General features: G+C 44.2%; 22 protein-coding genes and 1 riboswitch. All 22 genes read right to left on the bottom strand.

Annotated features, from left to right (window positions below; translation table 11 throughout):
- Positions 1 to 24 precede the first annotated feature (24 nt).
- On the bottom strand, positions 25 to 528 hold the full coding sequence (locus ACYH0L_RS07460) for a precorrin-2 dehydrogenase/sirohydrochlorin ferrochelatase family protein (protein ID WP_256499544.1): 504 nt from the start codon (positions 526 to 528) through the stop codon (positions 25 to 27).
- Positions 509 to 1,294, bottom strand: coding sequence for a sirohydrochlorin chelatase (locus tag ACYH0L_RS07455; RefSeq protein WP_256499543.1), 786 nt, complete (start codon positions 1,292 to 1,294; stop codon positions 509 to 511). Before ACYH0L_RS07455 ends, ACYH0L_RS07460 begins: the two co-directional genes overlap by 20 nt.
- 76 nt (positions 1,295 to 1,370) lie before the next feature.
- On the bottom strand, positions 1,371 to 2,126 hold the full coding sequence (gene cobA / locus ACYH0L_RS07450) for a uroporphyrinogen-III C-methyltransferase (RefSeq protein WP_482354443.1): 756 nt from the start codon (positions 2,124 to 2,126) through the stop codon (positions 1,371 to 1,373).
- Positions 2,127 to 2,154: 28 nt separating this feature from the next.
- The gene (gene cysC, locus ACYH0L_RS07445) at positions 2,155 to 2,748 is read right to left on the bottom strand and encodes an adenylyl-sulfate kinase (RefSeq protein ID WP_099725911.1); all 594 of its coding nucleotides are present in this window, start codon (positions 2,746 to 2,748) and stop codon (positions 2,155 to 2,157) included.
- A gap of 13 nt (positions 2,749 to 2,761) precedes the next feature.
- Positions 2,762 to 3,898, bottom strand: coding sequence for a sulfate adenylyltransferase (gene sat / locus ACYH0L_RS07440; protein ID WP_099725912.1), 1,137 nt, complete (start codon positions 3,896 to 3,898; stop codon positions 2,762 to 2,764).
- A 57-nt stretch (positions 3,899 to 3,955) separates the two neighbouring features.
- Positions 3,956 to 5,020: an inorganic phosphate transporter gene (locus tag ACYH0L_RS07435; protein WP_249705505.1), complete on the bottom strand. Its 1,065-nt coding sequence runs from the start codon at positions 5,018 to 5,020 to the stop codon at positions 3,956 to 3,958.
- 13 nt (positions 5,021 to 5,033) lie between these two features.
- Positions 5,034 to 5,735, bottom strand: coding sequence for a phosphoadenylyl-sulfate reductase (locus tag ACYH0L_RS07430; protein ID WP_099725914.1), 702 nt, complete (start codon positions 5,733 to 5,735; stop codon positions 5,034 to 5,036).
- Positions 5,736 to 5,780: 45 nt separating this feature from the next.
- On the bottom strand, positions 5,781 to 5,885 hold the full coding sequence (locus tag ACYH0L_RS07425) for a DUF2292 domain-containing protein (RefSeq protein ID WP_419180189.1): 105 nt from the start codon (positions 5,883 to 5,885) through the stop codon (positions 5,781 to 5,783).
- A gap of 115 nt (positions 5,886 to 6,000) precedes the next feature.
- Positions 6,001 to 6,103: riboswitch (SAM riboswitch) on the bottom strand.
- Positions 6,104 to 6,240: 137 nt separating this feature from the next.
- Positions 6,241 to 6,879, bottom strand: coding sequence for an orotate phosphoribosyltransferase (gene pyrE, locus ACYH0L_RS07420; protein ID WP_230031463.1), 639 nt, complete (start codon positions 6,877 to 6,879; stop codon positions 6,241 to 6,243).
- A 7-nt stretch (positions 6,880 to 6,886) separates the two neighbouring features.
- Entirely contained in the window at positions 6,887 to 7,591 is a 705-nt protein-coding gene (pyrF, locus tag ACYH0L_RS07415; protein ID WP_256499541.1) for an orotidine-5'-phosphate decarboxylase, read from the bottom strand.
- Positions 7,563 to 8,495 carry a dihydroorotate dehydrogenase gene (locus ACYH0L_RS07410; RefSeq protein ID WP_099725917.1) on the bottom strand — a complete coding sequence of 311 codons (933 nt, stop codon included), beginning with the start codon at positions 8,493 to 8,495 and terminating at the stop codon, positions 7,563 to 7,565. Before ACYH0L_RS07410 ends, pyrF begins: the two co-directional genes overlap by 29 nt.
- Positions 8,489 to 9,265 (bottom strand): dihydroorotate dehydrogenase electron transfer subunit, encoded by a 777-nt coding sequence (locus ACYH0L_RS07405; protein WP_099725918.1) that lies wholly within the window; start codon positions 9,263 to 9,265, stop codon positions 8,489 to 8,491. Before ACYH0L_RS07405 ends, ACYH0L_RS07410 begins: the two co-directional genes overlap by 7 nt.
- Positions 9,262 to 12,477: a carbamoyl-phosphate synthase (glutamine-hydrolyzing) large subunit gene (gene carB, locus ACYH0L_RS07400; RefSeq protein ID WP_099725919.1), complete on the bottom strand. Its 3,216-nt coding sequence runs from the start codon at positions 12,475 to 12,477 to the stop codon at positions 9,262 to 9,264. The genes ACYH0L_RS07405 and carB overlap by 4 nt, the downstream gene beginning before the upstream one ends.
- On the bottom strand, positions 12,462 to 13,556 hold the full coding sequence (locus ACYH0L_RS07395; RefSeq protein WP_327925284.1) for a carbamoyl phosphate synthase small subunit: 1,095 nt from the start codon (positions 13,554 to 13,556) through the stop codon (positions 12,462 to 12,464). The genes carB and ACYH0L_RS07395 overlap by 16 nt, the downstream gene beginning before the upstream one ends.
- Positions 13,553 to 14,839, bottom strand: coding sequence for a dihydroorotase (locus tag ACYH0L_RS07390; protein ID WP_482354442.1), 1,287 nt, complete (start codon positions 14,837 to 14,839; stop codon positions 13,553 to 13,555). Before ACYH0L_RS07390 ends, ACYH0L_RS07395 begins: the two co-directional genes overlap by 4 nt.
- Positions 14,823 to 15,746, bottom strand: a complete 924-nt coding sequence (locus tag ACYH0L_RS07385; protein ID WP_327925286.1) for an aspartate carbamoyltransferase catalytic subunit — start codon at positions 15,744 to 15,746, stop codon at positions 14,823 to 14,825. Before ACYH0L_RS07385 ends, ACYH0L_RS07390 begins: the two co-directional genes overlap by 17 nt.
- A 129-nt stretch (positions 15,747 to 15,875) precedes the next feature.
- A complete protein-coding gene (locus ACYH0L_RS07380) occupies positions 15,876 to 17,204 on the bottom strand; it encodes a solute carrier family 23 protein (RefSeq protein WP_099725923.1) in 1,329 nt (442 codons plus the stop codon).
- Between the two features lie 154 nt (positions 17,205 to 17,358).
- Complete coding sequence (gene pyrR / locus ACYH0L_RS07375) at positions 17,359 to 17,901, bottom strand: bifunctional pyr operon transcriptional regulator/uracil phosphoribosyltransferase PyrR (RefSeq protein WP_024424234.1); 543 nt, start codon at positions 17,899 to 17,901, stop codon at positions 17,359 to 17,361.
- Positions 17,902 to 18,071: 170 nt separating this feature from the next.
- Entirely contained in the window at positions 18,072 to 18,986 is a 915-nt protein-coding gene (locus ACYH0L_RS07370) for an RluA family pseudouridine synthase (RefSeq protein WP_099725924.1), read from the bottom strand.
- Positions 18,983 to 19,450: a signal peptidase II gene (lspA, locus tag ACYH0L_RS07365; protein WP_099725925.1), complete on the bottom strand. Its 468-nt coding sequence runs from the start codon at positions 19,448 to 19,450 to the stop codon at positions 18,983 to 18,985. Before lspA ends, ACYH0L_RS07370 begins: the two co-directional genes overlap by 4 nt.
- Before the next feature lie 94 nt (positions 19,451 to 19,544).
- Positions 19,545 to 19,919 carry a TraR/DksA family transcriptional regulator gene (locus tag ACYH0L_RS07360; RefSeq protein WP_099725926.1) on the bottom strand — a complete coding sequence of 125 codons (375 nt, stop codon included), beginning with the start codon at positions 19,917 to 19,919 and terminating at the stop codon, positions 19,545 to 19,547.
- 160 nt (positions 19,920 to 20,079) lie between these two features.
- On the bottom strand, positions 20,080 to 22,845 hold the full coding sequence (gene ileS, locus ACYH0L_RS07355) for an isoleucine--tRNA ligase (protein ID WP_482354441.1): 2,766 nt from the start codon (positions 22,843 to 22,845) through the stop codon (positions 20,080 to 20,082).
- Between the last annotated feature and the right edge of the window lie 3 nt (positions 22,846 to 22,848).

Genomic DNA, 22,848 nt, shown 5'->3' with positions numbered 1-22,848 from the left:
AGCCGATAAAATCTCATGTCGATTTTATCGGCTTTTTCTTTGTCGTTTTTTTCTTTCTATATAGAGAGCTTCAAGCGCGTCTACATCTTCTTTTTCAAGCAAGGTCTCGATTGCCTCAGCCAGCTGTTTTGTCCGGGCTGGGCTTGCACCGCTCGTCGAGACTGAAATCGTCACTTTCCCTGCTTTGACAATCTTTGGAACGATCACATTGCCTAACTCTGATTGGCTCACACAGTTGACAAGCTGATGCGGCAGCGCTGTTTGCGCAATCCATTCGTTCACCAAAGGGTCGTTTGTTGCAGCAACAATGAAAAATGCATCCTCCAAATCTTCAGCGCTCACCTTCTTTTCCTTCCAATTCAGCCCATATGCATCAATGAGATGGACCATTTCATCACAAATGTCAGGACTCACGACAGTTATGCGGCAAGGCTCCGTGCATAGCGCATTCGCCCTTCTTGCCGCTACCAGTCCGCCGCCGGCGATGAGCACTTGTTTATTGGTTAAATCAAGATGGACTGGAAGCATGGCTTTCTCCTTGGAAATGGAACGCATTCTCTTTGTTTAAAATGGTTTCTTGCACGCGTTCAATATAAGCGGCTTTCACATGCGGATGGAAGCCAATATACCGGCATACTCGTACATCCTGAAGTCGCTCTCTCGTCTGAACGGCCTCGCTTTCAATCTCTTTCATTAAAATGCCCGTAAACAACAGGTAAGGAACGATATACACAGGCGTATCGTCATCTGCTGTTAACTGCGCAAGAACATCTCGGTAATTTGGCTCACATGCCGTAATAAAACATGGAAGAACCTCTGCATGAGGGAGCAGGCTTCGGACATCGCCTGCAATGCCATACACATCTCGCTTCACATCCGGATCAGAGCTCCCGCGGCCAATCAAAAGAATCCGTGCTTTCTCTCCTTGATATCCAGCTTCTTCAATCCTTGCAACAACAGCCTTCGTCACTTCTTGATTCACCCCGATAGGTCTTCCGTATGTCACCTTCACTTGCGGGAAACGTTTTTGTCCTTTTTCAATCTCGACTGGGATATCTGATTTGGCATGCATGGCGGTTAAAAGGAGGAGCGGGACGATCGCAATGTGTGTTGCTCCTTTTTTCACACAAGTCTCAAACCCTTCTTCTATAGAAGGATTGGTCAACTCTAAAAAACAAATTTCTTGTATATCTGCTTCCACTAACGGCATACAGCTTTTCATAAAAGAAATGGCTTTATCTTGTGCTTCTTTCACTCTGCTTCCATGTCCAACATAAAGTACAGCCTGCTTCATTTGGCTTCTCCCTCTCATCCTGTTTTGATCAGACGAAAAGACACGATGTATCTACGTGTCTTTTCCCCTTCGTTCTTTATTTCTCGATCAGTGCAGGTTCAAACCAGCTCAGCTTTTGATGAAAATGAACGACGTCTCCTACAACAATTAAACTCGGATGCTCGATTCCTTCTTTTTCAACTGTTTCAGACAGCGTCGCTACAGTGCAGCAAGTCGTCTTTTGCCTCGTAGTGGTTCCCCAGTGAATAAACGCAGCTGGTGTTTCAGGGTCCCGTCCATTTTTCAAAAGAAGCCGCTGCACTCTTTCTACGTTTTTGACGCCCATGTATATGACAAGGGTATCAATTCCCGTTGCCAGCGCCTCCCACTTTTCTTCAAAATGTTCATCCTTTTGATAATGTCCTGTGACAAAAGCGACATTTGAGCTGAATTCACGGTGCGTCACTGGAATGCCCGCATAAGCAGCCGCTGCAATACCAGAGGTAATCCCAGGGACGACCTCATACGGAATCCCGTGCTCAGCTAAGCATTCAATTTCTTCACCGCCGCGGCCAAATACAAAGGGATCGCCGCCTTTTAGACGAACGACAACGTTCCCTTTCTTTGCATGAGTCACAAGCGCTTCATTGATGGCTTCCTGTCTCATCGTATGATGATTTGGCAGCTTGCCGCAATAGATCAATTCCGCCTCCGGTTTGGCGTGGGCGAGAATCTCTTGATTGACGAGACGATCATATAAAATGACATCTGCCTGCTGTATTGCCTTATGGGCCTTCAATGTAATTAAGTCTGGATCACCCGGTCCGGCACCAACAATGTATACTTTCCCCATCGTGCTTTCTCCCCCTGCCATCAGCCGATTATTTCGCTCTTCCCTTTACATAATCAACGAGGCGCTGTTTGGACTCCTCGCGAGACCATTCACCTGTATCTAATACGAGCTCAGGTGCAGCTGGCTCTTCATATGGTGAATCAATTCCAGTGAAAAATGGAATTTCGCCGTTTCTGGCTTTTTTATATAACCCCTTTGGATCACGCTCTTCACACACGTTCAGATCACATTTCACAAACACTTCGTGAAATTCCCCATCATCGACTAACTGTCTAACAATTTGGCGATCTTCTTGAAATGGAGAAATAAAAGCTGTGATGACAATGGTCCCTTGCTCAACAAATAATTTCGCCACTTCTCCGATGCGCCGGATGTTTTCTTTTCTGTCATCATCTGAAAACCCTAAATCTTTATTGAGTCCATGTCGTACGTTATCGCCATCAAGGACTGTGACTTGGTAGCCTTGTTCAAACAGCTCTCTAGCCGCTGCATTTGCGAGCGTCGATTTGCCTGAACCACTTAGACCAGTGAGCCAGATGATGCCGCTTGTATGATTGTTTTTCTGTTGATATTCTTTTTTTGTAATAGATGAATCATGCCATACGATATGTTCGTTGCTCATGTCATACGCTCCTTTAAGATACCGTCGTTTTTAATCCTTCGATTAATGTTTCAATAACTTCTTTTCGGCTGAACGTGCTTGGTGGTAATTCACCGTTTCTCAGCATCGTTCGAACCTTTGTACCTGAAAGAATGACATGCTCACTTTTATCGTGCGGACATGTTTTTGGTGTTGCCATCGCTTCACATGTATTGCAGTAGAAGCTGTGTTCAAATTTTAACGGAGTAATGCCAATCTCTTCGCTTGTAAATTGATCAAATAGCTCCTGCGCCTCGTATGTGCCGTAATAATCACCAACACCTGCATGATCTCTTCCGACAATAAAATGTGTGCAGCCATAATTTTTACGAACAAGCGCATGAAATATCGCTTCCTTTGGTCCAGCATAACGCATTGCAGCAGGAAAAACACCTAAAAAGACGCGATCTTTTGGATAATAACCGTTCAATAACACTTGATAGCTTTTCATTCTCACATCTGCTGGGATATCATCAGATTTTGTTTCACCAACAAGCGGATTTAAAAACAAACCATCGACTGTTTCTAGTGCTGTCTTTTGAATATATTCATGGGCACGGTGGACGGGGTTTCTCGTTTGGAACCCAACAATTGTTTTCCATCCATTTTCTTTAAAATGTTTTCTTGTTTCTTCTGGCTCATACGTAAATTGAGGAAATGGTTTTTCGCTTCGTTTCGTCAGTGTAATTTTACCGCCAATATACGTGTCACCGCGTTCAAATAATTTTTTCACGCCTGGATGATTGCGGTCATCTGTTTTATACACATTTACAGCTTCTTTTTCCTTATCTGGTGTGTATTGATCCTCTACTTCAATGATCCCGTATACTGTTCCATTGTACGATAGACGCACAATATCACCTTGGTTGATCTCGGCTGCCTTTTCCTTTGTGACTGGCAGCGTAATCGGAAGAGACCAAACGACACCACTTGCTAGCCGCATACTGCTGACAACTGCTTCATAATCAGCTTTTGTTAAAAATCCTTCAATTGGACTATACCCGCCAATTGCAATGAGTTCAAGGTCTGCAAAGGAAATCGCATCTAGTTCAATTTCCTTCGCAGCCGTGCTGAGATCATATTCTTCATTTACTCGATTCATTAATACGCCACCATGTGGTGTTAAACTCATTTGTCCATCTTCCTCTCAATGTTCATATTTATTAGATGTTAATAGTCGGATTTATAGTTAAATCCCGCCGCCCTGCTCATGAATAGAGCTGCTTTCATTTTTGACTGCCTTCATCAGACTCAGCGCACCGAGTGAGGCAAGCAGTACACTCATCATGATAAAAATAGAGTAATAATCTCCTTTTAGGAAAAGGCTCACCAGCAGATACGATAGGCTGAGTGATAAAAAGGGTGACACAACCCAGACCTTCAGCATCTTTTTCACGATATGTTTATGAAAAATGTTAGGTCCACCCTTTGCCATCCCAAGTCCGATAATGGACGAGGAGGTGATTTGAGTAAGTGGAACTGGCAGCCCAAAAATAGAGCTGACGATGACAAGTCCAGCGCCGGTACTCGATAACAAAATCCCTTCACCCGTTTGATAGCGGGTGATTTTCTTTCCGTTTGTTTCTAGCACTCTTCTGCCAAGCAACAGGGCACCAAGTGCGACGAAGATTCCGCCGTAAAGTGTTCCTTGCCCAACGGACAAGACGCTTGAGGCCACAAGCGGGCCGACTGCATTGGCAACATTGTTCATACCGGCTGAAAACGCCTCTAGAAATCCACTGATCATGAGCAAGACTGATAAAATCGCAGTGCTTTTTTTAGATAATGTGCGTTTAGGGAACATTCTGATGATTTTGACTACAGTAAAGGTGAAAACAAAGGCGACAAGTGGAATGATGATCCAAAAGGCCACAATGACTAAAATAGATTTCACATATAACACTTTATACGCGACTGCAACACCGACCACAGCCCCTACTGTGACCTCACTTGTTGATAAAGGGATGGCCATCAGATTCGCTATGAAGAGTGATAATGCGGCAGAACCAATGATGATACAAACAATTTCAATTGTAATCACAGATTCTGGCATAATACCAGAGCTAATCGTTTTGACGACCTCACCGCCGCCAATCACTGAACCTGCTAAAACTCCGACTGCACAAACGCTGAGTGCATAGATGGGCTTTTTAATTGCACCTGATCCATACGCAATGCCCATAGAAGCGGCTGCTCCGCTTGCGCCTATGTTTAAAGCAAAGAATAAACTAAATAAAATTGCGGCGATTTCCATACATTATGCTCCCTTACTCATGTAATCCGCACTCTGTCTTTGCTGTACCTGACCATCTGCCAGAACGCAAATCATCCGCAGTAAATGCTGGCTGTGTACACGGTGCACAGCCGATACTTGGGTATCCCTGGTCATGCAGCGGATTATAAGTAAGATCCTCTCTAGATGCATATCTCCATATGTCCTTCCACGTCCAGTGAATGAGCGGACATACTTTCACTGATTTGAACTTTTCATCCTGATTTAAAAAGTTCGTACCTGCTCGTTTTGGTGACTGCTCTCTTCTTAAGCCAGAAAGCCATGCCGGATAGCCAGATAGTGTCTCTTGCAAAGGAATGACCTTGCGCATATGGCAGCAGCTTTGAGGATTTGTTTCCCATAATTTTTCACCATGCTGCTCGTTTTGCTGTTCAACTGTCAGCTCAGGTGTTTTCAGTACGATGTCTAAACCGGGGTATCTTTCCTTTACCGCATCAATTGTATCGTACGTTTCCTTAAAATGCAGACCTGTATCTAAAAAGACAATTCTCGCATCCTTTTTTACTTTCGCAATAAGATCAATCAGGACAATGCCCTCAATGCCAAAACTGCATGCATAAACGAGCTGATCACCATAATGACCGTACGCCCATTTCAGCACGGATAGGGCCCCTTTATACAAATCGTCCTCTTGAAATGTAATGGACGGCTCTTGCCAATTTTCGTAAGTTAACATTGTTTCTCCCCTTCCGGAGTACCGCTCATATTGCTAATCTGCGCACTACTTCAACCTAATTTTTTCGTTTTTTTCTACTTGAATCACTTGACCGTCCTGAACAATCAACGTAATCGAACCGAATTTTATATCCCCAATCAGTTCTTGCATGTGCTTCACTAAGCCCTCATCCTGGTTTTGTTTCACTTCCATCTCCTCTTCCTCCTCACGTTAAAATAAAAAAACTTTCTTTCAGTCCGAAAGAAAGATGAGGAAGCTCACGATTTCCTTATCTTTCAAAATAGAATCATTTTGCAGGAAGTGGCACCTTACGAATCGCAGGTTGCCGGGTTTCATCGGGCCAGTCCCTCCACCTCTCTGGATAAGAGTTTTAATTTGTATTAAATATTAACACAATTCAAACAAAAGTCAACCCGACTTTATTGATAGGATTAGTTTTTATTTAAATTTGAGTCTATTTTACTATTTTTAACCAAATGAAAAAGCTGTGCGAGTGGCACAGCTTTTAAACCGTTTCTTCCATCCAAGATTCAGAGGTAGGATCTTGTCTCCAGCGTTTTAGTTTATTCATAGCAGAAGGTTCGATCGCTTTTAGCTCAAGAGCCACGTCTGTCAGCGTGTCATAGTCTGTTAGTGTGACATATGGAATGTTTTTCTCTTGAAAAGCAGCAGCTGCTTTTGGCAGGCCGTATGTGAAAATTGCAGCAACTCCGAGTACGTCACAGCCTTCGTCTTGAAGAGCCGAGACCACTTCAAGCACGCTCCCACCAGTTGAAATGAGGTCTTCTACGACAACAACTTTTTGACCAGGCGATACGGCTCCTTCAATCTGATTCCCTTTTCCGTGTGCTTTTGGCTTACTTCTGACATAACACATCGGCACGTTCAGGCGGTCTGCAGCTAATGCGGCATGCGGAATGCCCGCTGTTGCAGTGCCAGCGACAACCTCCGCTCCCTCAAAATGAGTGAGAATCAAATCTTTTAGACCTTCAGCGATGTCGTGTCTCACTTCCGGGTACGACAAAGTCAGGCGGTTATCACAGTAAATCGGTGATTTGATGCCGCTTGCCCACGTAAACGGTGTGTCTGGTTTTAATGAGACAGCTTTGATTTGTAGTAGATGTTTAGCGATTTTCGTTTTCATCCGGCAGTCACTCCCACTCTTTCAAAATTTGATGATAGGCTTCTATTGGACTTTCAGCTTTCGTGATGGATCTTCCGACAACAATTTGTGAAGCACCTTGCTCTTTTGCAAAGGCAGGTGTCGCGACACGCTTTTGGTCATCGGTTTGATCATTCGGCAAGCGAATCCCTGGTGTCACAGTGAGAAAGGAAGGTGAGATGTGCTCATGAAGGGCTTTAGATTCATGAACAGAGCAAACAACACCGTCGAGTCCACTTTCATATGCCAATTGTCCGTAATGCAGCACAGTCTCTTGCAATGGACGATCAATGAGTAATTCTTTGTTCATCATGTCTTCTGACGTACTTGTCAGCTGAGTCACAGCAATAATGCCCGGGCGGCTTTGTCCAGCAGGCGTCCCGCTTTCAAGTCCCTCTACCGCAGCCTGCATCATTCGTTTCCCGCCAGCTGCATGTACATTGACTAAATCAACGCCAAGTGCAGCAAGCCGGTTCATCGCTTTTTGCACCGTTGTTGGAATGTCATGTAATTTCAGATCAAGAAATATGCGGCAATCTTTTTCTTTCAGCGCGTCAAGGATGGCTGGACCTTCTTGGTAAAACAGCTCCATACCAACCTTCACAAATAATGGTGCTCCTTCAAAGGGTTCTAAAAAGGCAAGTGCCTCCTGCCCTGATGGGAAATCAAGCGCGATGATGGGCAAGTGCTTCATGTTTCCAGCTCCTTCCGATACATTCCTCTACAGATGAATAACCATAAGCCGCTAACACATTTGGCAGCTCGTCAATGATTTCTGGGCAAATAAAAGGGTTCACAAAATTGGCTGTGCCAACAGCTACTGCACTTGCACCTGCTAGTAAAAATTCAAGTACATCTTCAGCACTTTGCACCCCGCCCATCCCAATAATCGGAATAGAAACCGCCTGACTGACCTCATGCACCATTCGAACAGCGACAGGTTTTATAGCTGGACCTGATAATCCGCCTGTTTTATTGGCAAGGATGGGCTTCCCAGTTTTTAAATTTAAACGCATGCCAATTAAGGTATTAATCATGGTAAGCCCATCCGCTCCAGCAGATTCAATCGCTTTAGCAATCTCAACAATATTCGCCACATTAGGAGACAGTTTCACATAGACAGGAACGGAGGAGACTTCCTTGACCGCTTTTGTCAACGACGCCGCCATGTTTGGGTCTGTACCAAATGCGATCCCGCCTGTTTTGACATTCGGACAAGAAATATTTAGTTCAAGGGCATGGACATTCTTTGCTTGGCTGATTTGTTTTGCTACTTCGACATAATCATCGACCTGTGAGCCAGCAACGTTTGCAATAATGGGGGTATCAAACTGCTCAAGCCAAGGCAATTCATTTTCGAGCACGCCTTTTAGACCTGGATTTTGAAGGCCGATCGCATTCAGCATACCGGCTCCAGTCTCGGCCACCCTCGGTGTCGGGTTGCCAAATCTCGCTTCAAGGGTAGTGGCTTTGATCATGATGCCGCCCAGCATGGATAAATCATATAATGAAGCAAATTCTCTTCCGAATCCAAAGCAGCCTGATGCAGGTATAATCGGGTTCTTTAAAGATAAGCCGGGTAACTCCACGTTTAGCATGACAATGCCACCTCCTCTGCTTTAAATACAGGTCCATCAAGACAGACTTTGACGTAAGGTTTTTCGTGCTGATCGGTATGACAGACACAAGCAAAGCACGCACCGATTCCGCAGCCCATTCGTTCTTCCATTGAAATGTAGACAGGCTTATCAGGATACGTGTCTTTCAGTGCTTTTAGCATAGGTGTCGGTCCGCAGGAAAGCAGCACATCAAAGCTCAAATCATTTTCTTCGATCACACCTGTCACAAAACCTTTTGAGCCGTATGTTCCATCAACGGTCGCGATATAAGTATCGCCAAGTGCTTGAAATTTCTCCTCGTAAAATACATCCTTTTTCGATTGAAAGCCGAGGACATGCTTCACGATAACGCCTTTTTTCGTTAAACGCTTGGAAAGCTCATATAGAGGCGGTACTCCAATTCCTCCACCGACTAGTAATGCCGTCTGCCCAGGCTGGACAACTGAAGGGTCATAACCGTTCCCAAGCGGCCCTAATACATCGACTGATTCTCCCGCCCGCTTTTGGGAGAGGAGCTTTGTGCCCTCTCCTTCTGCGCGGTAAATGATGGTTGCTTCTTTTTGCTCGGCATGAATGTTGGCAATACTGATCGGTCTTCTCAGCAGCGGTGTCATGGATTCACTGACCTTTATATGAAGGAACTGTCCAGCCGTTTGAAATGAGTCCACAAGGTCACCTTTTAATGTCATTTCGTAAATATGATCAGCGATCTCTCGGTTTGAGACGACCGTCAAGTATGCTTTTTTCATATCGTTACTGTCACCTCAGCATTCGTTTTCACTTCTGGCATTTCGTCTGCTCTAAATGTCATGCTCTCAAGCACTCTTAAAATGGCTTCTGCTGTATCTAGTGACGTTAAGCAAGCCACTCCATTTTCAACAGATTCACGTCTAATTCTAAAGCCGTCTCTTGCCGGCTGCTTTCCTTTTGTCAGGGTGTTGATGACAAATTGAGCTTCCCCGTTTCGAATGACATCGAGAAGGTTTTTGCCTTCTTCTCCTATTTTGCCGACAACACTTGATGGAATGGAGGCTTGTTTTAAGTAATTCGCCGTTCCTTCTGTCGCTAAAATATGATAGCCGATGGAATGGAATCTTCTTGCAATCTCTAGCCCTTCTTCTTTATCCTTGTCAGCGACTGTGAGGAGAACCGTTCCGTCATTTGGAATTTGTATCCCTGATGCAATCAACCCTTTGTAGAGGGCTTTTTCAATTGTGACATCTTTCCCCATAACTTCACCTGTTGATTTCATTTCAGGCCCGAGTGTAATATCCACTCTTCTTAGTTTTGCAAAAGAGAAGACTGGGACTTTGACGTACACCCCTTCTTGTTCGGTGTGAAGCCCTTCTTGGTAGCCATAGTTTTTGAGCTTGTCACCTAAAATGACTTTTGTCGCTAGGTTTGCCATTGGAATGCCCGTAATTTTACTTAAGAATGGGACAGTCCGGCTTGAACGCGGATTCACTTCAAGGACGAACACTTCTCCCTTTGATAGAACAAATTGAATGTTAAGCAGTCCAATAATGTTAAGTCCTTTTGCGAGTTTAATCGTGTATTCTGCGATCTTCGCTTTGATCTCATCAGACAATGTTTGCGGCGGGTAAACCGCAATCGAGTCACCTGAGTGGACCCCGGCTCTTTCAATATGTTCCATAATCCCTGGGATCACGACAGTTTCCCCATCAGATACGGCATCTACTTCAATTTCTTTTCCCGTCAAATATTTGTCAATTAACACTGGGTGCTGCGGATTGACTTTCACCGCATTCTCCATGTAGTGAAGAAGCTCTTCTTCTTGATAAACGATTTCCATCGCACGACCGCCTAATACATAGGAAGGACGGACAAGGACTGGGTAGCCAATCTGATTCGCAATCGCTACCGCCTCCGGCACAGACGTAGCTGTTTTTCCTTTTGGCTGCGGAACGCCGAGTGTTTCTAATGTTTGTTCAAACTTGTCACGGTTTTCCGCGCGGTCAAGGTCTTCAAGCGAAGTTCCTAGAATCTTAACCCCTCTATTCGATAATTCATCTGCTAAGTTGATCGCTGTTTGTCCGCCGAACTGAACAACGACACCTTCTGGTTTTTCAAGGTCGATGATGTGCATCACATCTTCTACAGTAAGTGGTTCAAAGTAAAGCTTATCTGAAATACTGAAGTCTGTTGAGACCGTTTCAGGGTTGTTGTTTATAATGATGGCTTCATACCCTGCTTGTTTGATCGCCCACACAGAATGAACGGTTGCATAATCAAACTCGACCCCTTGTCCAATTCGGATTGGACCTGAGCCTAACACTATGACGCTTTTCTTGTCTGTTCGTTCTGATTCATTTTCATCTTCATACGTACTGTAGAAATATGGCGTCTCTGATTCAAATTCTGCCGCACATGTATCCACCATTTTGTAAACAGGAACGATGCCTGCTTCTTGTCTTAGCTTGTAGACATCCGCTTCCTTCATGTTCCACTCTCGGCTAATATAGATGTCTGAGAAGCCTTTATCTTTCGCTTCTTTTAATACGTCTGTATTGCCTTTCTTTTCTTTTAACGTCTTTTCAAATGCGATGATGCCTTCTAGCTTATGGAGGAAGAAATAATCTATTTTTGAGAATTCATGAATCTGTTCGACTGTGTAGCCTCTTCTAAGCGCCTCAGCGATATAAAATAGCCGCTCGTCTCCTGCTTTGATAATCCGCTTTTCGAGCACTTCGTTTGTGATGTCTGCTTCATCTTTTAATTCAATGTGATGCACATCCGCTTCAAGTGAACGTACAGCCTTTAAAAGAGACTCTTCTAATGTACGGCCGATCGCCATGACTTCACCGGTTGCTTTCATTTGCGTACCAAGACGTCTGTTGGCAGATTCAAATTTGTCAAACGGCCAGCGCGGGATTTTTGATACGATATAGTCAAGTGCTGGCTCGAAGGCTGCATATGTTTTACCTGTGACTGGGTTCATCATTTCATCAAGCGTTAAGCCGACAGCAATTTTCGCTGCAAGTTTTGCAATTGGATAACCTGTCGCTTTAGACGCAAGCGCAGAGGAACGGCTCACGCGCGGGTTTACTTCGATGATATAGTATTGAAAGCTGTTCGGATCAAGTGCCAGCTGTACGTTACAGCCGCCTTCAATGCCAAGTGCACGGATGAGCTTCAGTGACACATTACGAAGCAGCTGATATTCGCGGTCACTTAACGTTTGGCTTGGTGCAACGACAATGCTGTCACCTGTGTGGATGCCGACAGGATCAAAGTTTTCCATGTTACAAACAACGATCGCATGGTCACCGCTATCACGCATAACTTCATATTCAATTTCTTTAAAGCCCGCAATACTCTTTTCAAGCAAGCATTGTGTGACTGGGCTTAGCTTCAATCCATTTTCGACGATTTCCTTCAATTCTTGCTCGTTTGTACAAATTCCGCCGCCCGTTCCGCCTAATGTATAGGCTGGTCTGACAATAACAGGGAAACCGATTTGATTCGTAAACGCCATCGCTTCTTCAAGGTTATGAATGATTTCACTTTCTGGGACAGGTTCATTTAGTTCATTCATCAGATTACGGAATAAATCTCTGTCCTCAGCTTTTTGAATAGCTGATAATTTTGTTCCGAGTACTTCAACGCCGCATTCAGCCAATACGCCAAGATCTGATAATTCAACAGCGAGGTTCAGTCCAGTTTGTCCGCCAAGTGTTGGTAAGATCGCATCAGGGCGTTCCTTTCGAATAATTCGTGTTAAGAATTCTGGTGTCAGTGGTTCAATGTATACCTTGTCGGCCATTTCTGTATCTGTCATGATCGTCGCAGGATTGGAGTTCACAAGAACGACTTCATAGCCCTCTTCTTTTAGTGCTAAGCAAGCCTGTGTGCCTGCATAGTCAAACTCTGCTGCCTGACCGATGATGATTGGACCTGAACCGATGACTAAAATCTTTTTGATGTCTACGCGTTTTGGCATACTTCTTCCCCTTCTTTCTCATTCGTCTGAATCATGTCCATGAACTCGTCAAATAAGTAGTTGGCATCTTCTGGACCCGGTGATGCTTCTGGGTGATACTGTACAGTAAATGCTGGCGCTTCTTTATGTTTTAACCCTTCAATCGTATTATCATTTAGAGCAATATGCGTTACTTCAAGCAAGTCTTCATTAATAGTACTTACCGTGTAGCCATGGTTTTGAGACGTCAAGGTCACCTTGCCAGTTGCTAGTTCTTTGACCGGGTGATTTGATCCTCTATGACCGAATTTCATTTTTTCTGTACTTGCGCCACACGCAAGAGCGAATAACTGGTGTCCTAGGCAAATGCCAAAGAGTGGTAACTTCCCAATCAATTGCTGAATCATTTCAACTGCTTCTGGTACATCAACAGGGTCCCCAGGGCCGTTTGAAAGCATGATCCCGTCAGGCTTTAACTGCAGCACTTCATTCGCAGTGATATTGTATGGCACCACAATGACGTCACAGTCACGTTTATTGAGCTCGCGCAATATGCCGTGCTTCATCCCGAAATCCACAAGCACTATTCTTTTTCCTCTCCCTGGACTTGGGTACGCATTTTTCACAGAAACTTGACTCACTTGATCTGTTGGCAGCTGCAATGTTTGAAGGCGGCGCACAACGTCTTCCACTTGTTCATCCGGTCCTGCAAAAGCCCCTCTTAATGTTCCTGCACTTCGAATCATTCTTGTCAGCTTCCGTGTATCGATTCCGCTAAGCCCTGGAATGTTTTTCATTTTCAAGTATTCATCAAGTGAGTATGAAGAGCGCCAATTTGAGGGCTTTTCACAAAGTTCTTTCACAATCAGCCCTTTCACAAACGGTGTGATCGATTCAAAATCATCACGGTTAATGCCATAGTTGCCGATGAGCGGGTAAGTGAGCGTGACAATTTGTCCGCAGTATGATGGATCAGACAAAATTTCTTGATAGCCTGTCATCCCCGTATTAAAGACAACTTCTCCGACTGACGATTCTAAGCTGCCAAAGCCTGTTCCTTCGAATACTGTTCCGTTTTCTAGCACTAAGCGTCTCTTCATTTTACTAGTCTCCCCTCTTCATAAACGACTTTCCCAGATGCAAGTGTCATGACAGGCCATCCTGATACAGTCAATTTGTCAAACGGTGTATTTTGTCCTTTAGATAAGAAGCTTTTTTTATCGATTGCCATTTCTTTGTTTAAATCAATGAGCGTGATATCAGCTGCTTGACCCTCTTCTAGCTTGCCGTATGGAAGGGAGAAGGCTTCTGCTGGTTTGATTGTCATATAATCAACGAGTTCTTTTAATGTCCATTCGCCTGTTTTCACAAAGCGTGTGTACAGAAGTGGGAACGCTGTTTCAAGTCCTACAATCCCGAAAGGTGCACGCTGCATCGTTTCGTTTTTTTCTTCTTCTGTATGCGGAGCATGATCTGTTGCGATGAAATCAATTGTGCCATCTAAAAGTCCCTCGATCAGCGCCTCGCGATCCTCTTTTCCTCTGAGCGGCGGGTTCATTTTATAGTTTGTATCAAGACCCGGGATGTCCGTATCACATAAAAGCAGGTGATGCGGTGAAACCTCAGCCGTTACACGAATGCCTGCTTTTTTTGCATCGCGCACGACTCGAACAGATTCTTTCGTACTGATATGACATACATGATAATGACATTTCGCTGCTTCTGCTAAGAGGACATCTCTTGCAATATGCACCGATTCACAAATTGACGGTATTCCGTTTAACCCATTGGCTTGTGAAAATTCTCCTTCATGAACGCACCCTCCGTAAATGAGCGAGTTATCTTCACAGTGCGCCACAATCGCTTGATCAAGGCTTGCTGCCTTTTTCATCGCTTCGTACATCATGCCTGCTGTTTGGATGCCAACACCGTCATCCGTAAATGCAAAGGCACCAGCTTCTTTTAACGCTGCAAAGTCCGTCATCTCATCTCCAATTTGTCTAGTGGTGATGGAGGCGTATGGCAGCACTCTCACAGATGAGGTCTTTTCGATTCGATTCATGAGCCATTCCATTTGCTCCTTTGTATCTGGAACTGGCCGTGTATTCGGCATGGCTGCAATCGTCGTATACCCTCCTCTTGCTGCTGCCTTAGAGCCTGTTTCAATTGTTTCCTTTTTCTCGCCGCCTGGCTCTCTTAAATGCACATGCAGATCAATCAAGCCTGGTGACACAAACAGCCCAGCTGCATCAATGACCTCTTCTCCGTCTTCTCTTTCTAAATGACCAATTGCCCGAATCACTTTTCCTTCTACCCTAATATCCTGCTGCACTCTTTCCCCTGTGCTTGTTAAGATAAAACCGTTTTTAATGAGATATGACATAGACAGAATCTCTCCCTTTTTGATGTAGTCTGCTATTTTGAAAAGCTCTTTTTAAAACAGCCATTCGGATATACACGCCATTTTCCATTTGCTTAAAAATCCTTGACTGCTCGGATTCTACTAATGAATCATCAATTTCAACACCTCTGTTTACTGGTGCTGGATGCATAATAATGGCTCGTTTTTTCATTTTGCTCGCCCTGTCTACTGTTAATCCATACGTAGATAAGTAATCGTCACTGCCCATCTTTTCTGCGTGCCGTTCATGCTGAATTCTTAGCAGCATCACCACATCAGAGCGTTTGATGGCTTCATCTACTTGGACATACGTTCCGTGAGGGTTTTGTTCATCTTGGAAGGAGGCTGGTCCTGAAAAGAGCACTGTCGCTCCAAGTCTTGAAAGAACCTCAGCATTCGACCTCGCCACCCTGCTATGTTTGATATCTCCATGAATCGAAATCGTTAAGCCTTCAAACCCGCCAAACTCTTCGAAGATGGTCATCAGGTCAAGCAGTGATTGTGTCGGGTGCTGCCCGCAGCCATCTCCAGCATTGATGATGGGAATCCCTACCTTCCCGATTAGCTCGTTGTAATATTCGTCGGTGCTGTCCCGAATGACACACGCCTTGACTCCAATGGATTCTAGCGTTTTCACCGTATCGTAAAGCGTCTCTCCCTTTTGAACTGAGGTACTTGCCGCATCTAGACTAAGCACATTCATTCCAAGTTTCTTTTCGGCTACTTCGAAGCTAAAGCGTGTTCTTGTACTTGGTTCAAAGAAGAGGTTCGCTACAAATTCTCCAGCTAAGCCATGTTCCTGCTTCCCATTTTTCAGTGCGCATGCTTCTTCAATCAGCTGTAAAATCTCTTCCTTAGATAAGCTGCTCATTGTCGATAGATCATTCATTTTTCTTCCCCCTCTAGTTTTTCATCACTTTCAGGTTCAAAAAAACCCTAAGCCTCGGCAGCTTAGGGTTCTCCAAAAGAAGCAGCGGCACTTTCGCACATTCTGCTCATTTTAGAACCCTTGTCAGCCTCACTGGACTTCTTTTAAAAGGTTTTCTGTATTCGATTCATTTGACTCGTTATCCTCCGCTTTCTGGTGCGGCAGGATTAGATTTAACAGGACGCCCGTAATCGCAGCGAGTGCCATTCCAGATAGTGTGAGGTTGATTTGTTTCACCTCAATGAATGCCCCGCCAATTCCGATGACTAAGATGACAGATGCGATAATGAGATTACGCTTTTCTTCAAAATTCACTTTATGATCAATCAGGATTCTCAGGCCGCTTGAGGCAATGATCCCAAAGAGCAGGAACGAAACGCCTCCCATGACCGCGGACGGCACTGTACTGATTAATGCTGACATTTTCCCAACAAAGCCGAAGCAGATCGCAAAGACTGCTGCTCCGCCGATGACGAAGATACTAAACACTCTTGTGATGGCAAGTACGCCAATGTTCTCCCCATAAGTCGTTGTTGGAGGTCCGCCAATGAGTGAAGCGAAGATGGTCGCCGCACTGTCTCCTAAAATAGAGCGGTGAAGACCTGGCTTTTTAATAAAATCTTGCCCTACGACCTTGCTTAACACCACTTGGTGGCCAATGTGCTCTGACATGGTTACAAAGGCAACCGGCACCATCACTGTGAGAATGCTTAACGTCACAGCAGGTGTATAGTCGACAAATGGTACGACGAAGTCTGGTACAGCAAACCATTTTGCGTCAATGACCGGCTGGAAGTTCACGATGCCCTGTGTTAAGGCAAAGAGATAGCCGCTGATAATACCGATTAATACTGGAATCAGGCTAAGGAATCCTCTTAAAAAGATCATGCTGATAATTGTGACAGCTAGTGTAAAGCCTGCTACCATTAAGTGCTTTAGGCTGTATACAAGCTCGGTCGCATTCGGATCAGCATACATCGCCATGTTGACAGCTGTTCCAGCGAGTCCAAGTCCGATCACCATAATGACTGGTCCTACGACGACAGGCGGCAGAAGCTTCATCAGCCAGCCTGTGCCTAGCCATTTAATGAATAGGGCAATGAGCGCATAAGCCACACCCGCCATGAAGGCACCAACCATTGCGGCTCCAGGTCCGCCTGTTGCTTTGACATTCAATATGGGGGCGATAAAGGCAAAGGACGATCCAAGATACGCCGGAATTTGTCCTCTTGTGATGATTAAGTAAACAATGGTTCCAACACCGCTTGAGATGAGCGCGACTGCTGGACTCATGTCAATGATTTTTGGTACAAGAATGGTCGCACCAAACATGGCAAACAAATGCTGAAGGCTAAGTGATAGCCATGTGAACGGTTTTGGGATATCTCGAATGCCTAGATTGGCTTTTTGCTGACTCATGATTTTCCTCCTAGATGTGTCCTTTTTCATTAAAAAAGCCTCTTTGCGAGTATGCGCAAAGAGGCCTAGAAAAACCGTACACGTCATGTAGCCGTGTGCTCGGTAGCTCTGTTATTGCCCTCTTTGCAAACTCTCTGGAATGCATTTAAAAAGGTTATTTTTCATATATAGCGACAAGGTCGTTTTGATCTACTTCATTGAGCTGAACCATGACTGTTTCTGCTTTTGATGTCGGGATGTTTTTTCCGATATAATCCGCTCGAATAGGCAGCTCCCGGTGTCCCCGGTCGACTAGAACAGCAAGCTGGATAGAAGACGGTCTGCCTACATCCACAAGAGCATCCATGGCCGCTCTTACGGTTCTGCCTGTAAACAGGACATCGTCAACGACGATGAGTGTTTTGTCATTGATGTCAGCTGGAATGTCTGCACCCTTTACAAGCGGGTCTTGGTTGTCTGTCTTTTTTGTCAGGTCATCACGGTATAGCGTAATATCAAGTTCACCCACAGTGACTGGGTTTCCTTCAATTTGCTCGATACGCTCTGCAAGGCGCTTTGCAAGATGAATGCCTCTTGTCTTGATCCCGGCAAGGATGACATCCTTCATCCCTTTGTTGCGCTCAATCATTTCATGTGCAATTCGGGTAAGCGCTCGTCTTATCGCTTGTTCATCAAGAATGACTGCTTTTTGTTCCATCTTCTACACCTCTTTTTGACAAATAAAAAGCCCCTTCTGCAAAGGGCAGAGAGGGGCGTTCATTTGTGCATTCACGTGCACAAATGGATCCGTTATCCTTCTCAGCCTCTCTGGACTGTTTTAAAGAATCTCAATTTCTTTGTTTATTATTTCAGAAAAAGAACGGCCTGTCAATCGTTATTTCTTAATGAATCGATAAAAGCTTGCATATCAGCTGGAATTGGTGCTGTGAACTCGATGTATTCTCCTGTTCTAGGATGGTCAAACCCTAAAACACCTGCATGCAGCAGCTGTCCATTGAAATCGACTGTTTTTCTCGGGCCATATTTCGGGTCCCCCGCAAGAGGATAGCCAATATATTTCATATGAACACGAATTTGGTGTGTTCTTCCTGTTTCAAGACGGCATTCGACAAGGGTGAAATCTTGAAAGCGTTCAAGCACGTCAAAGTGAGTGACTGCCTGCTTTGCGTTTTCTTTTGTGACCGTCATGCTTTGGCGGTCTTTTTTGTCTCTGCCAATTGGGGCATCAATTGTACCTGTATCATGCTGGATGATGCCATGGACAACGGCGGTATATTTTCTTGTGACGGTCTTGGCAACTAGCTGATTGACGAGTGATTCGTGCGCCATATCATTTTTAGCGACCATTAACAGCCCAGACGTATCTTTATCAATCCGGTGGACAATTCCAGGTCTCATCACGCCATTAATCCCTGATAAGTCATTGCAATGTGCCATAAGGCCATTCACAAGCGTTCCTGACACATGGCCTGGTGCTGGATGAACGACCATTCCACGTGGTTTATTCACCACTAGCACATCTTCATCCTCATAATAAATATCAAGATCCATTGATTCTGCTTCTACATCAAGTGCTTCCGGATCTGGAATCTCCACTTTGATTTGATCTCCAGCTTGGACTTTGTAATTCGCTTTCACTTGTTTCCCGTTTACTTCGATGAGTCCATCCTTTACCCACTGCTGGACTTGGGTTCTTGACCATTCTGGTTCTGTCGTGCTTAAAAATTTATCAAGCCGTTCACTTGTTTGTTCTTCTGCAACGGCAATATTTACTTGATTCATGTAGTTGACTCCTTATTTTTCTTTCCATCTAAAAGCATTTGAATGAAGAGCAGAATAACCCCTACACATAGAGAAGAATCTGCAATATTAAAGATTGGATAATGATAATCCCCAAATACGAAATGAGCAAAATCAACCACTTCCTTACGGAAAATGCGGTCGATAAAGTTTCCAATCGCTCCGCCAAGCATTAAGGCCAGCGCTACTCCAAGCAGCTTGTCCTTTTGTCCATGCTTTTGCAAGTAATAAATAATTCCCGCAATAACAACGAGTGTGATCACATAGAAAAACCACATTTGTCCTTGGAGAATACCCCATGCGGCTCCTGAATTTCGGTGAGACGTGATATAAAAGAATCCATCAATCACTGGAATAGAATCTCCGAGCATCATATGTTTGACAATGAGCCATTTTGTTAATTGATCTAAACAAATCATAACGAATGCGATTATGTAATAGAACACACACGTTCCTCCATCTTCATACTTTGATCTTTAAGCATTTTATCAAGAAAACAGGAAGGAGTAAAGAAACTTTAGTTGACAGACAAAAACCTCCCTACATGTGGAAGGCTTCAAAATGAGAATCATTTGAATCGTGAGGATAAGGAGTGAATGCTTTTTTCTCGTATTGCTTATGATATAAAAAGTCGTCAGTCGTGCGGGCTGTAGGAAGAATACTCATTTGTTCAAGTGGGATTGCAAGACCTGTTGCCTCACATACGCCATAGGTTCCTTGCTCAATTTTTGCAATAGCGAGCGACACATCTTGCAGCTCTTCTTTGATGTGATAAAGAAGCGTTGTCGTTTTGGCTTCATCCAATGTGACATGGTCATCAGGTGAACGAAATGATGCATATTCAAACAGTTTAGATTGCAGTTCTTCTTTCATTTGAAGGAGTTCCATGTAAATCGTCTCTAGATCGCCATTCATGTCGCTATTTCAACTCCTGCCCTGTCGTGATAATCATATTGTTACCCCGCCTGATCACTTTAAAGCCATAAGATTTTTCCTTTCGTTCTAAACGCTGTCATTTTCTCAGAATAGAAAACGCCCCGCATATGGCGGGGCGCTAGTTGGTGATATCGTACTGTTAATTTTGGTAATATTTCTCCACGATTTCAGCATTTTTAAGTGACAATGTTGGGTATTTCGGATTTGCACCAACATCTTTAGAAATAATGCGGGAACGTTCGCACAGTTCTCCTTCTGCTTTTTGAACCACAATACGTCCTGATGTGTATTCAGGCGCTGATGCATCTTCTTTCTGCTTATCTTCTACCGTTAGTTCAGAGATGATAAAGAGCTGCTTCACATCTTCTTTAATGGATGCAAGAAGGTCTTTCACTTCATCTGTCGCGTAAAGTGTCACACTTGCTTCAAGTGAACGTCCGATGACTTTTTCGTTACGTGCAATCTCTAGCGCTTTTAGAACATCGTCACGCACTTCCATAAAGCGGTCGAACTTCGCTTCTGTCGCTTCCGCATGAGGAACAGTCACACCTTCTGGCATATCCGTTAACTGAACACTTGGCTCTTCAACAAAACTTAAGTGGCTCCATAGTTCATCTGCTGTATGCGGAAGAATTGGTGCAGTCAGCTTTACTAACGCCATTAATGTTTCGTAGAAGACGGTCTGCATGCTGCGGCGGTCTGGATGATCTGCATGCTCAATGTATACGACATCCTTTGCAAAATCGAGATAGAAAGAGCTTAGCTCAATCGTACAGAAATTGTGAATCGCATGATATACGACAGCAAATTCGTAATCATCATATGCTTTTTTCACTTTATCAATTAATTTGTTTAATTTGATTAAGATATATTGGTCCACTTCGCGAAGCTCTTCTACTGGCACTGCATGAATTGCTGGCTCAAAGTCAAAGAGGTTTCCATGCAGGAATCGGAACGTGTTACGGATTTTACGATAAACTTCTGCTACTTGTTTCAAGATATCATCAGACACCGGGTGATCGGCTTGATAGTTGACAGAAGATACCCAAAGTCTAAGAATTTCAGCACCTAGTTGTTTAGCTACTTTGGCAGGTTCAATGGTATTTCCTAAGGATTTACTCATTTTACGTCCTTCTTTATCCAAAGTCATTCCATGGCTAACCACTCCTTTGTAAGGTGCTTTGCCTGTGATAGCTACAGATGTAGATAAAGATGAGTTGAACCATCCACGATACTGGTCAGAGCCTTCAAGATAAAGGTCTGCCGGACGGACAAGGTCATCTCTTTCTTCTAAAACGGCTTGGTGAGAAGAACCAGAATCAAACCATACATCCATGATGTCCTGCTCTTTTGTAAATTCACCATTTGGACTGCCTGGATGTGTAAAGCCTTCTGGCAATAATTGCTTCGCTTCTTTTTCAAACCAAAAATTCGAGCCATGTTCTCTAAATAATTGAGATACGTGCTGAATCGTTTCGTCCGTGATGATCGGCTCACCATTTTCCGCATAAAAGACCGGAATTGGAACACCCCATACACGCTGTCTTGAAATGCACCAGTCACCTCTGTCACGCACCATATTGAATAGGCGTGTTTCGCCCCATGCTGGAACCCATTTCGTTTCTTTAATATTGTCTAATAGCGCTTCTCTGAAATCTTTAATCGAAGCAAACCACTGAGCTGTCGCACGATAAATCGTTGGCTTTTTCGTTCTCCAGTCATGCGGGTAGGAGTGCGTGATAAAATCGAGCTTTTTCAGCGCACCTTTTGCTTCAAGCTGTTCTGTGATGGCTTTATTGGCATCCTCGTAGAATAGTCCTTCAAAACCAGGCGCTTCTTCTGTCATCACACCTTTTTCATCTACAGGACATAGCACATCAAGACCGTATTTCATACTGACATTAAAGTCATCTTCCCCGTGTCCTGGTGCTGTGTGAACACAGCCTGTTCCTGCATCCGTTGTCACGTGATCGCCAAGCATGACAAGAGAATCTCTACCGTAAATTGGATGCTCTGCAACGATGGTATCTAATTCTTTTCCTTTTAGTGTTTTCACGACATCATACTCTTCAAAGCCAAGAGTTTTTGCCACTTGTTCAACCAGCTCAGATGCGACAACATAACGCTCATCTCCAACTTTGAGCACACTGTACTCTAGGTTTGGATGAACACAAATGCCAAGGTTTGCAGGAAGTGTCCAAGGTGTTGTTGTCCAGATGATGAATTGTTCGCCGTTTTCAAGTACGCCTTTTCCATCTTTCACTTTAAATGATACGTAAATGGATGGTGAACGTTTGTCTTTATATTCAATTTCCGCTTCAGCAAGTGCCGATTCACTTGAAGGTGACCAGTTAACAGGCTTCAGCCCTTTGTAAATATAGCCTCTTTTCGCCATTTCACCAAAGACAAGAATTTGCTGCGCTTCGTATTCAGGCTTTAATGTCACATATGGATTGTCCCAGTCTGCTCTGACGCCTAATCGTTTAAACTGATTGCGCTGACCCTCGATTTGCTTCCAAGCATACTCCTCGCATAGTTTGCGGAATTCTGCTGTAGACATTTCTTTTCGTTTCACTTTTTTATTTTTCGTGAGGGCTGTTTCAATTGGTAAGCCGTGTGTATCCCAGCCCGGTACGTACGGTGCATGGAACCCATTCATCGATTTAAAACGGACAATAAAATCTTTTAAGATTTTATTGAGTGCGTGCCCCATATGAATGTCACCATTCGCATATGGAGGTCCATCATGCAAAATAAAGGTCGGGCGTCCTTTTGTCCGCTCTAAAACCATTTGATAGATGTCTTTTTCTGCCCACTCCTCTTGGATTTCAGGCTCTTTGTTTGGTAAGTTCCCTCTCATCGGGAATTCTGTTTTCGGCATTAATAAGGTGTCTTTGTAGTTCATACC

It is taken from the genome of Bacillus sp. MC1252, assembly GCF_056838025.1.
Note: the sequence above shows the minus strand (reverse complement) of the source record. Positions and strands in the feature narration are given on the sequence as shown.

Coding starts and splice junctions, on each gene's coding strand:
- ACYH0L_RS07460 (WP_256499544.1), bottom strand. CDS start 528: ATGCTTCCAGTCCATCTTGATTTAACCAATAAACAAGTGCTCATCGCC.
- ACYH0L_RS07455 (WP_256499543.1), bottom strand. CDS start 1,294: ATGAAGCAGGCTGTACTTTATGTTGGACATGGAAGCAGAGTGAAAGAA.
- cobA (WP_482354443.1), bottom strand. CDS start 2,126: ATGGGGAAAGTATACATTGTTGGTGCCGGACCGGGTGATCCAGACTTA.
- cysC (WP_099725911.1), bottom strand. CDS start 2,748: ATGAGCAACGAACATATCGTATGGCATGATTCATCTATTACAAAAAAA.
- sat (WP_099725912.1), bottom strand. CDS start 3,898: ATGAGTTTAACACCACATGGTGGCGTATTAATGAATCGAGTAAATGAA.
- ACYH0L_RS07435 (WP_249705505.1), bottom strand. CDS start 5,020: ATGGAAATCGCCGCAATTTTATTTAGTTTATTCTTTGCTTTAAACATA.
- ACYH0L_RS07430 (WP_099725914.1), bottom strand. CDS start 5,735: ATGTTAACTTACGAAAATTGGCAAGAGCCGTCCATTACATTTCAAGAG.
- ACYH0L_RS07425 (WP_419180189.1), bottom strand. CDS start 5,885: ATGCAAGAACTGATTGGGGATATAAAATTCGGTTCGATTACGTTGATT.
- pyrE (WP_230031463.1), bottom strand. CDS start 6,879: ATGAAAACGAAAATCGCTAAACATCTACTACAAATCAAAGCTGTCTCA.
- pyrF (WP_256499541.1), bottom strand. CDS start 7,591: ATGAAGCACTTGCCCATCATCGCGCTTGATTTCCCATCAGGGCAGGAG.
- ACYH0L_RS07410 (WP_099725917.1), bottom strand. CDS start 8,495: ATGCTAAACGTGGAGTTACCCGGCTTATCTTTAAAGAACCCGATTATA.
- ACYH0L_RS07405 (WP_099725918.1), bottom strand. CDS start 9,265: ATGAAAAAAGCATACTTGACGGTCGTCTCAAACCGAGAGATCGCTGAT.
- carB (WP_099725919.1), bottom strand. CDS start 12,477: ATGCCAAAACGCGTAGACATCAAAAAGATTTTAGTCATCGGTTCAGGT.
- ACYH0L_RS07395 (WP_327925284.1), bottom strand. CDS start 13,556: ATGAAGAGACGCTTAGTGCTAGAAAACGGAACAGTATTCGAAGGAACA.
- ACYH0L_RS07390 (WP_482354442.1), bottom strand. CDS start 14,839: ATGTCATATCTCATTAAAAACGGTTTTATCTTAACAAGCACAGGGGAA.
- ACYH0L_RS07385 (WP_327925286.1), bottom strand. CDS start 15,746: ATGAATGATCTATCGACAATGAGCAGCTTATCTAAGGAAGAGATTTTA.
- ACYH0L_RS07380 (WP_099725923.1), bottom strand. CDS start 17,204: ATGAGTCAGCAAAAAGCCAATCTAGGCATTCGAGATATCCCAAAACCG.
- pyrR (WP_024424234.1), bottom strand. CDS start 17,901: ATGGAACAAAAAGCAGTCATTCTTGATGAACAAGCGATAAGACGAGCG.
- ACYH0L_RS07370 (WP_099725924.1), bottom strand. CDS start 18,986: ATGAATCAAGTAAATATTGCCGTTGCAGAAGAACAAACAAGTGAACGG.
- ACYH0L_RS07360 (WP_099725926.1), bottom strand. CDS start 19,919: ATGAATGGCGATCTAGAGACGATTTACATGGAACTCCTTCAAATGAAA.
- ileS (WP_482354441.1), bottom strand. CDS start 22,845: ATGAACTACAAAGACACCTTATTAATGCCGAAAACAGAATTCCCGATG.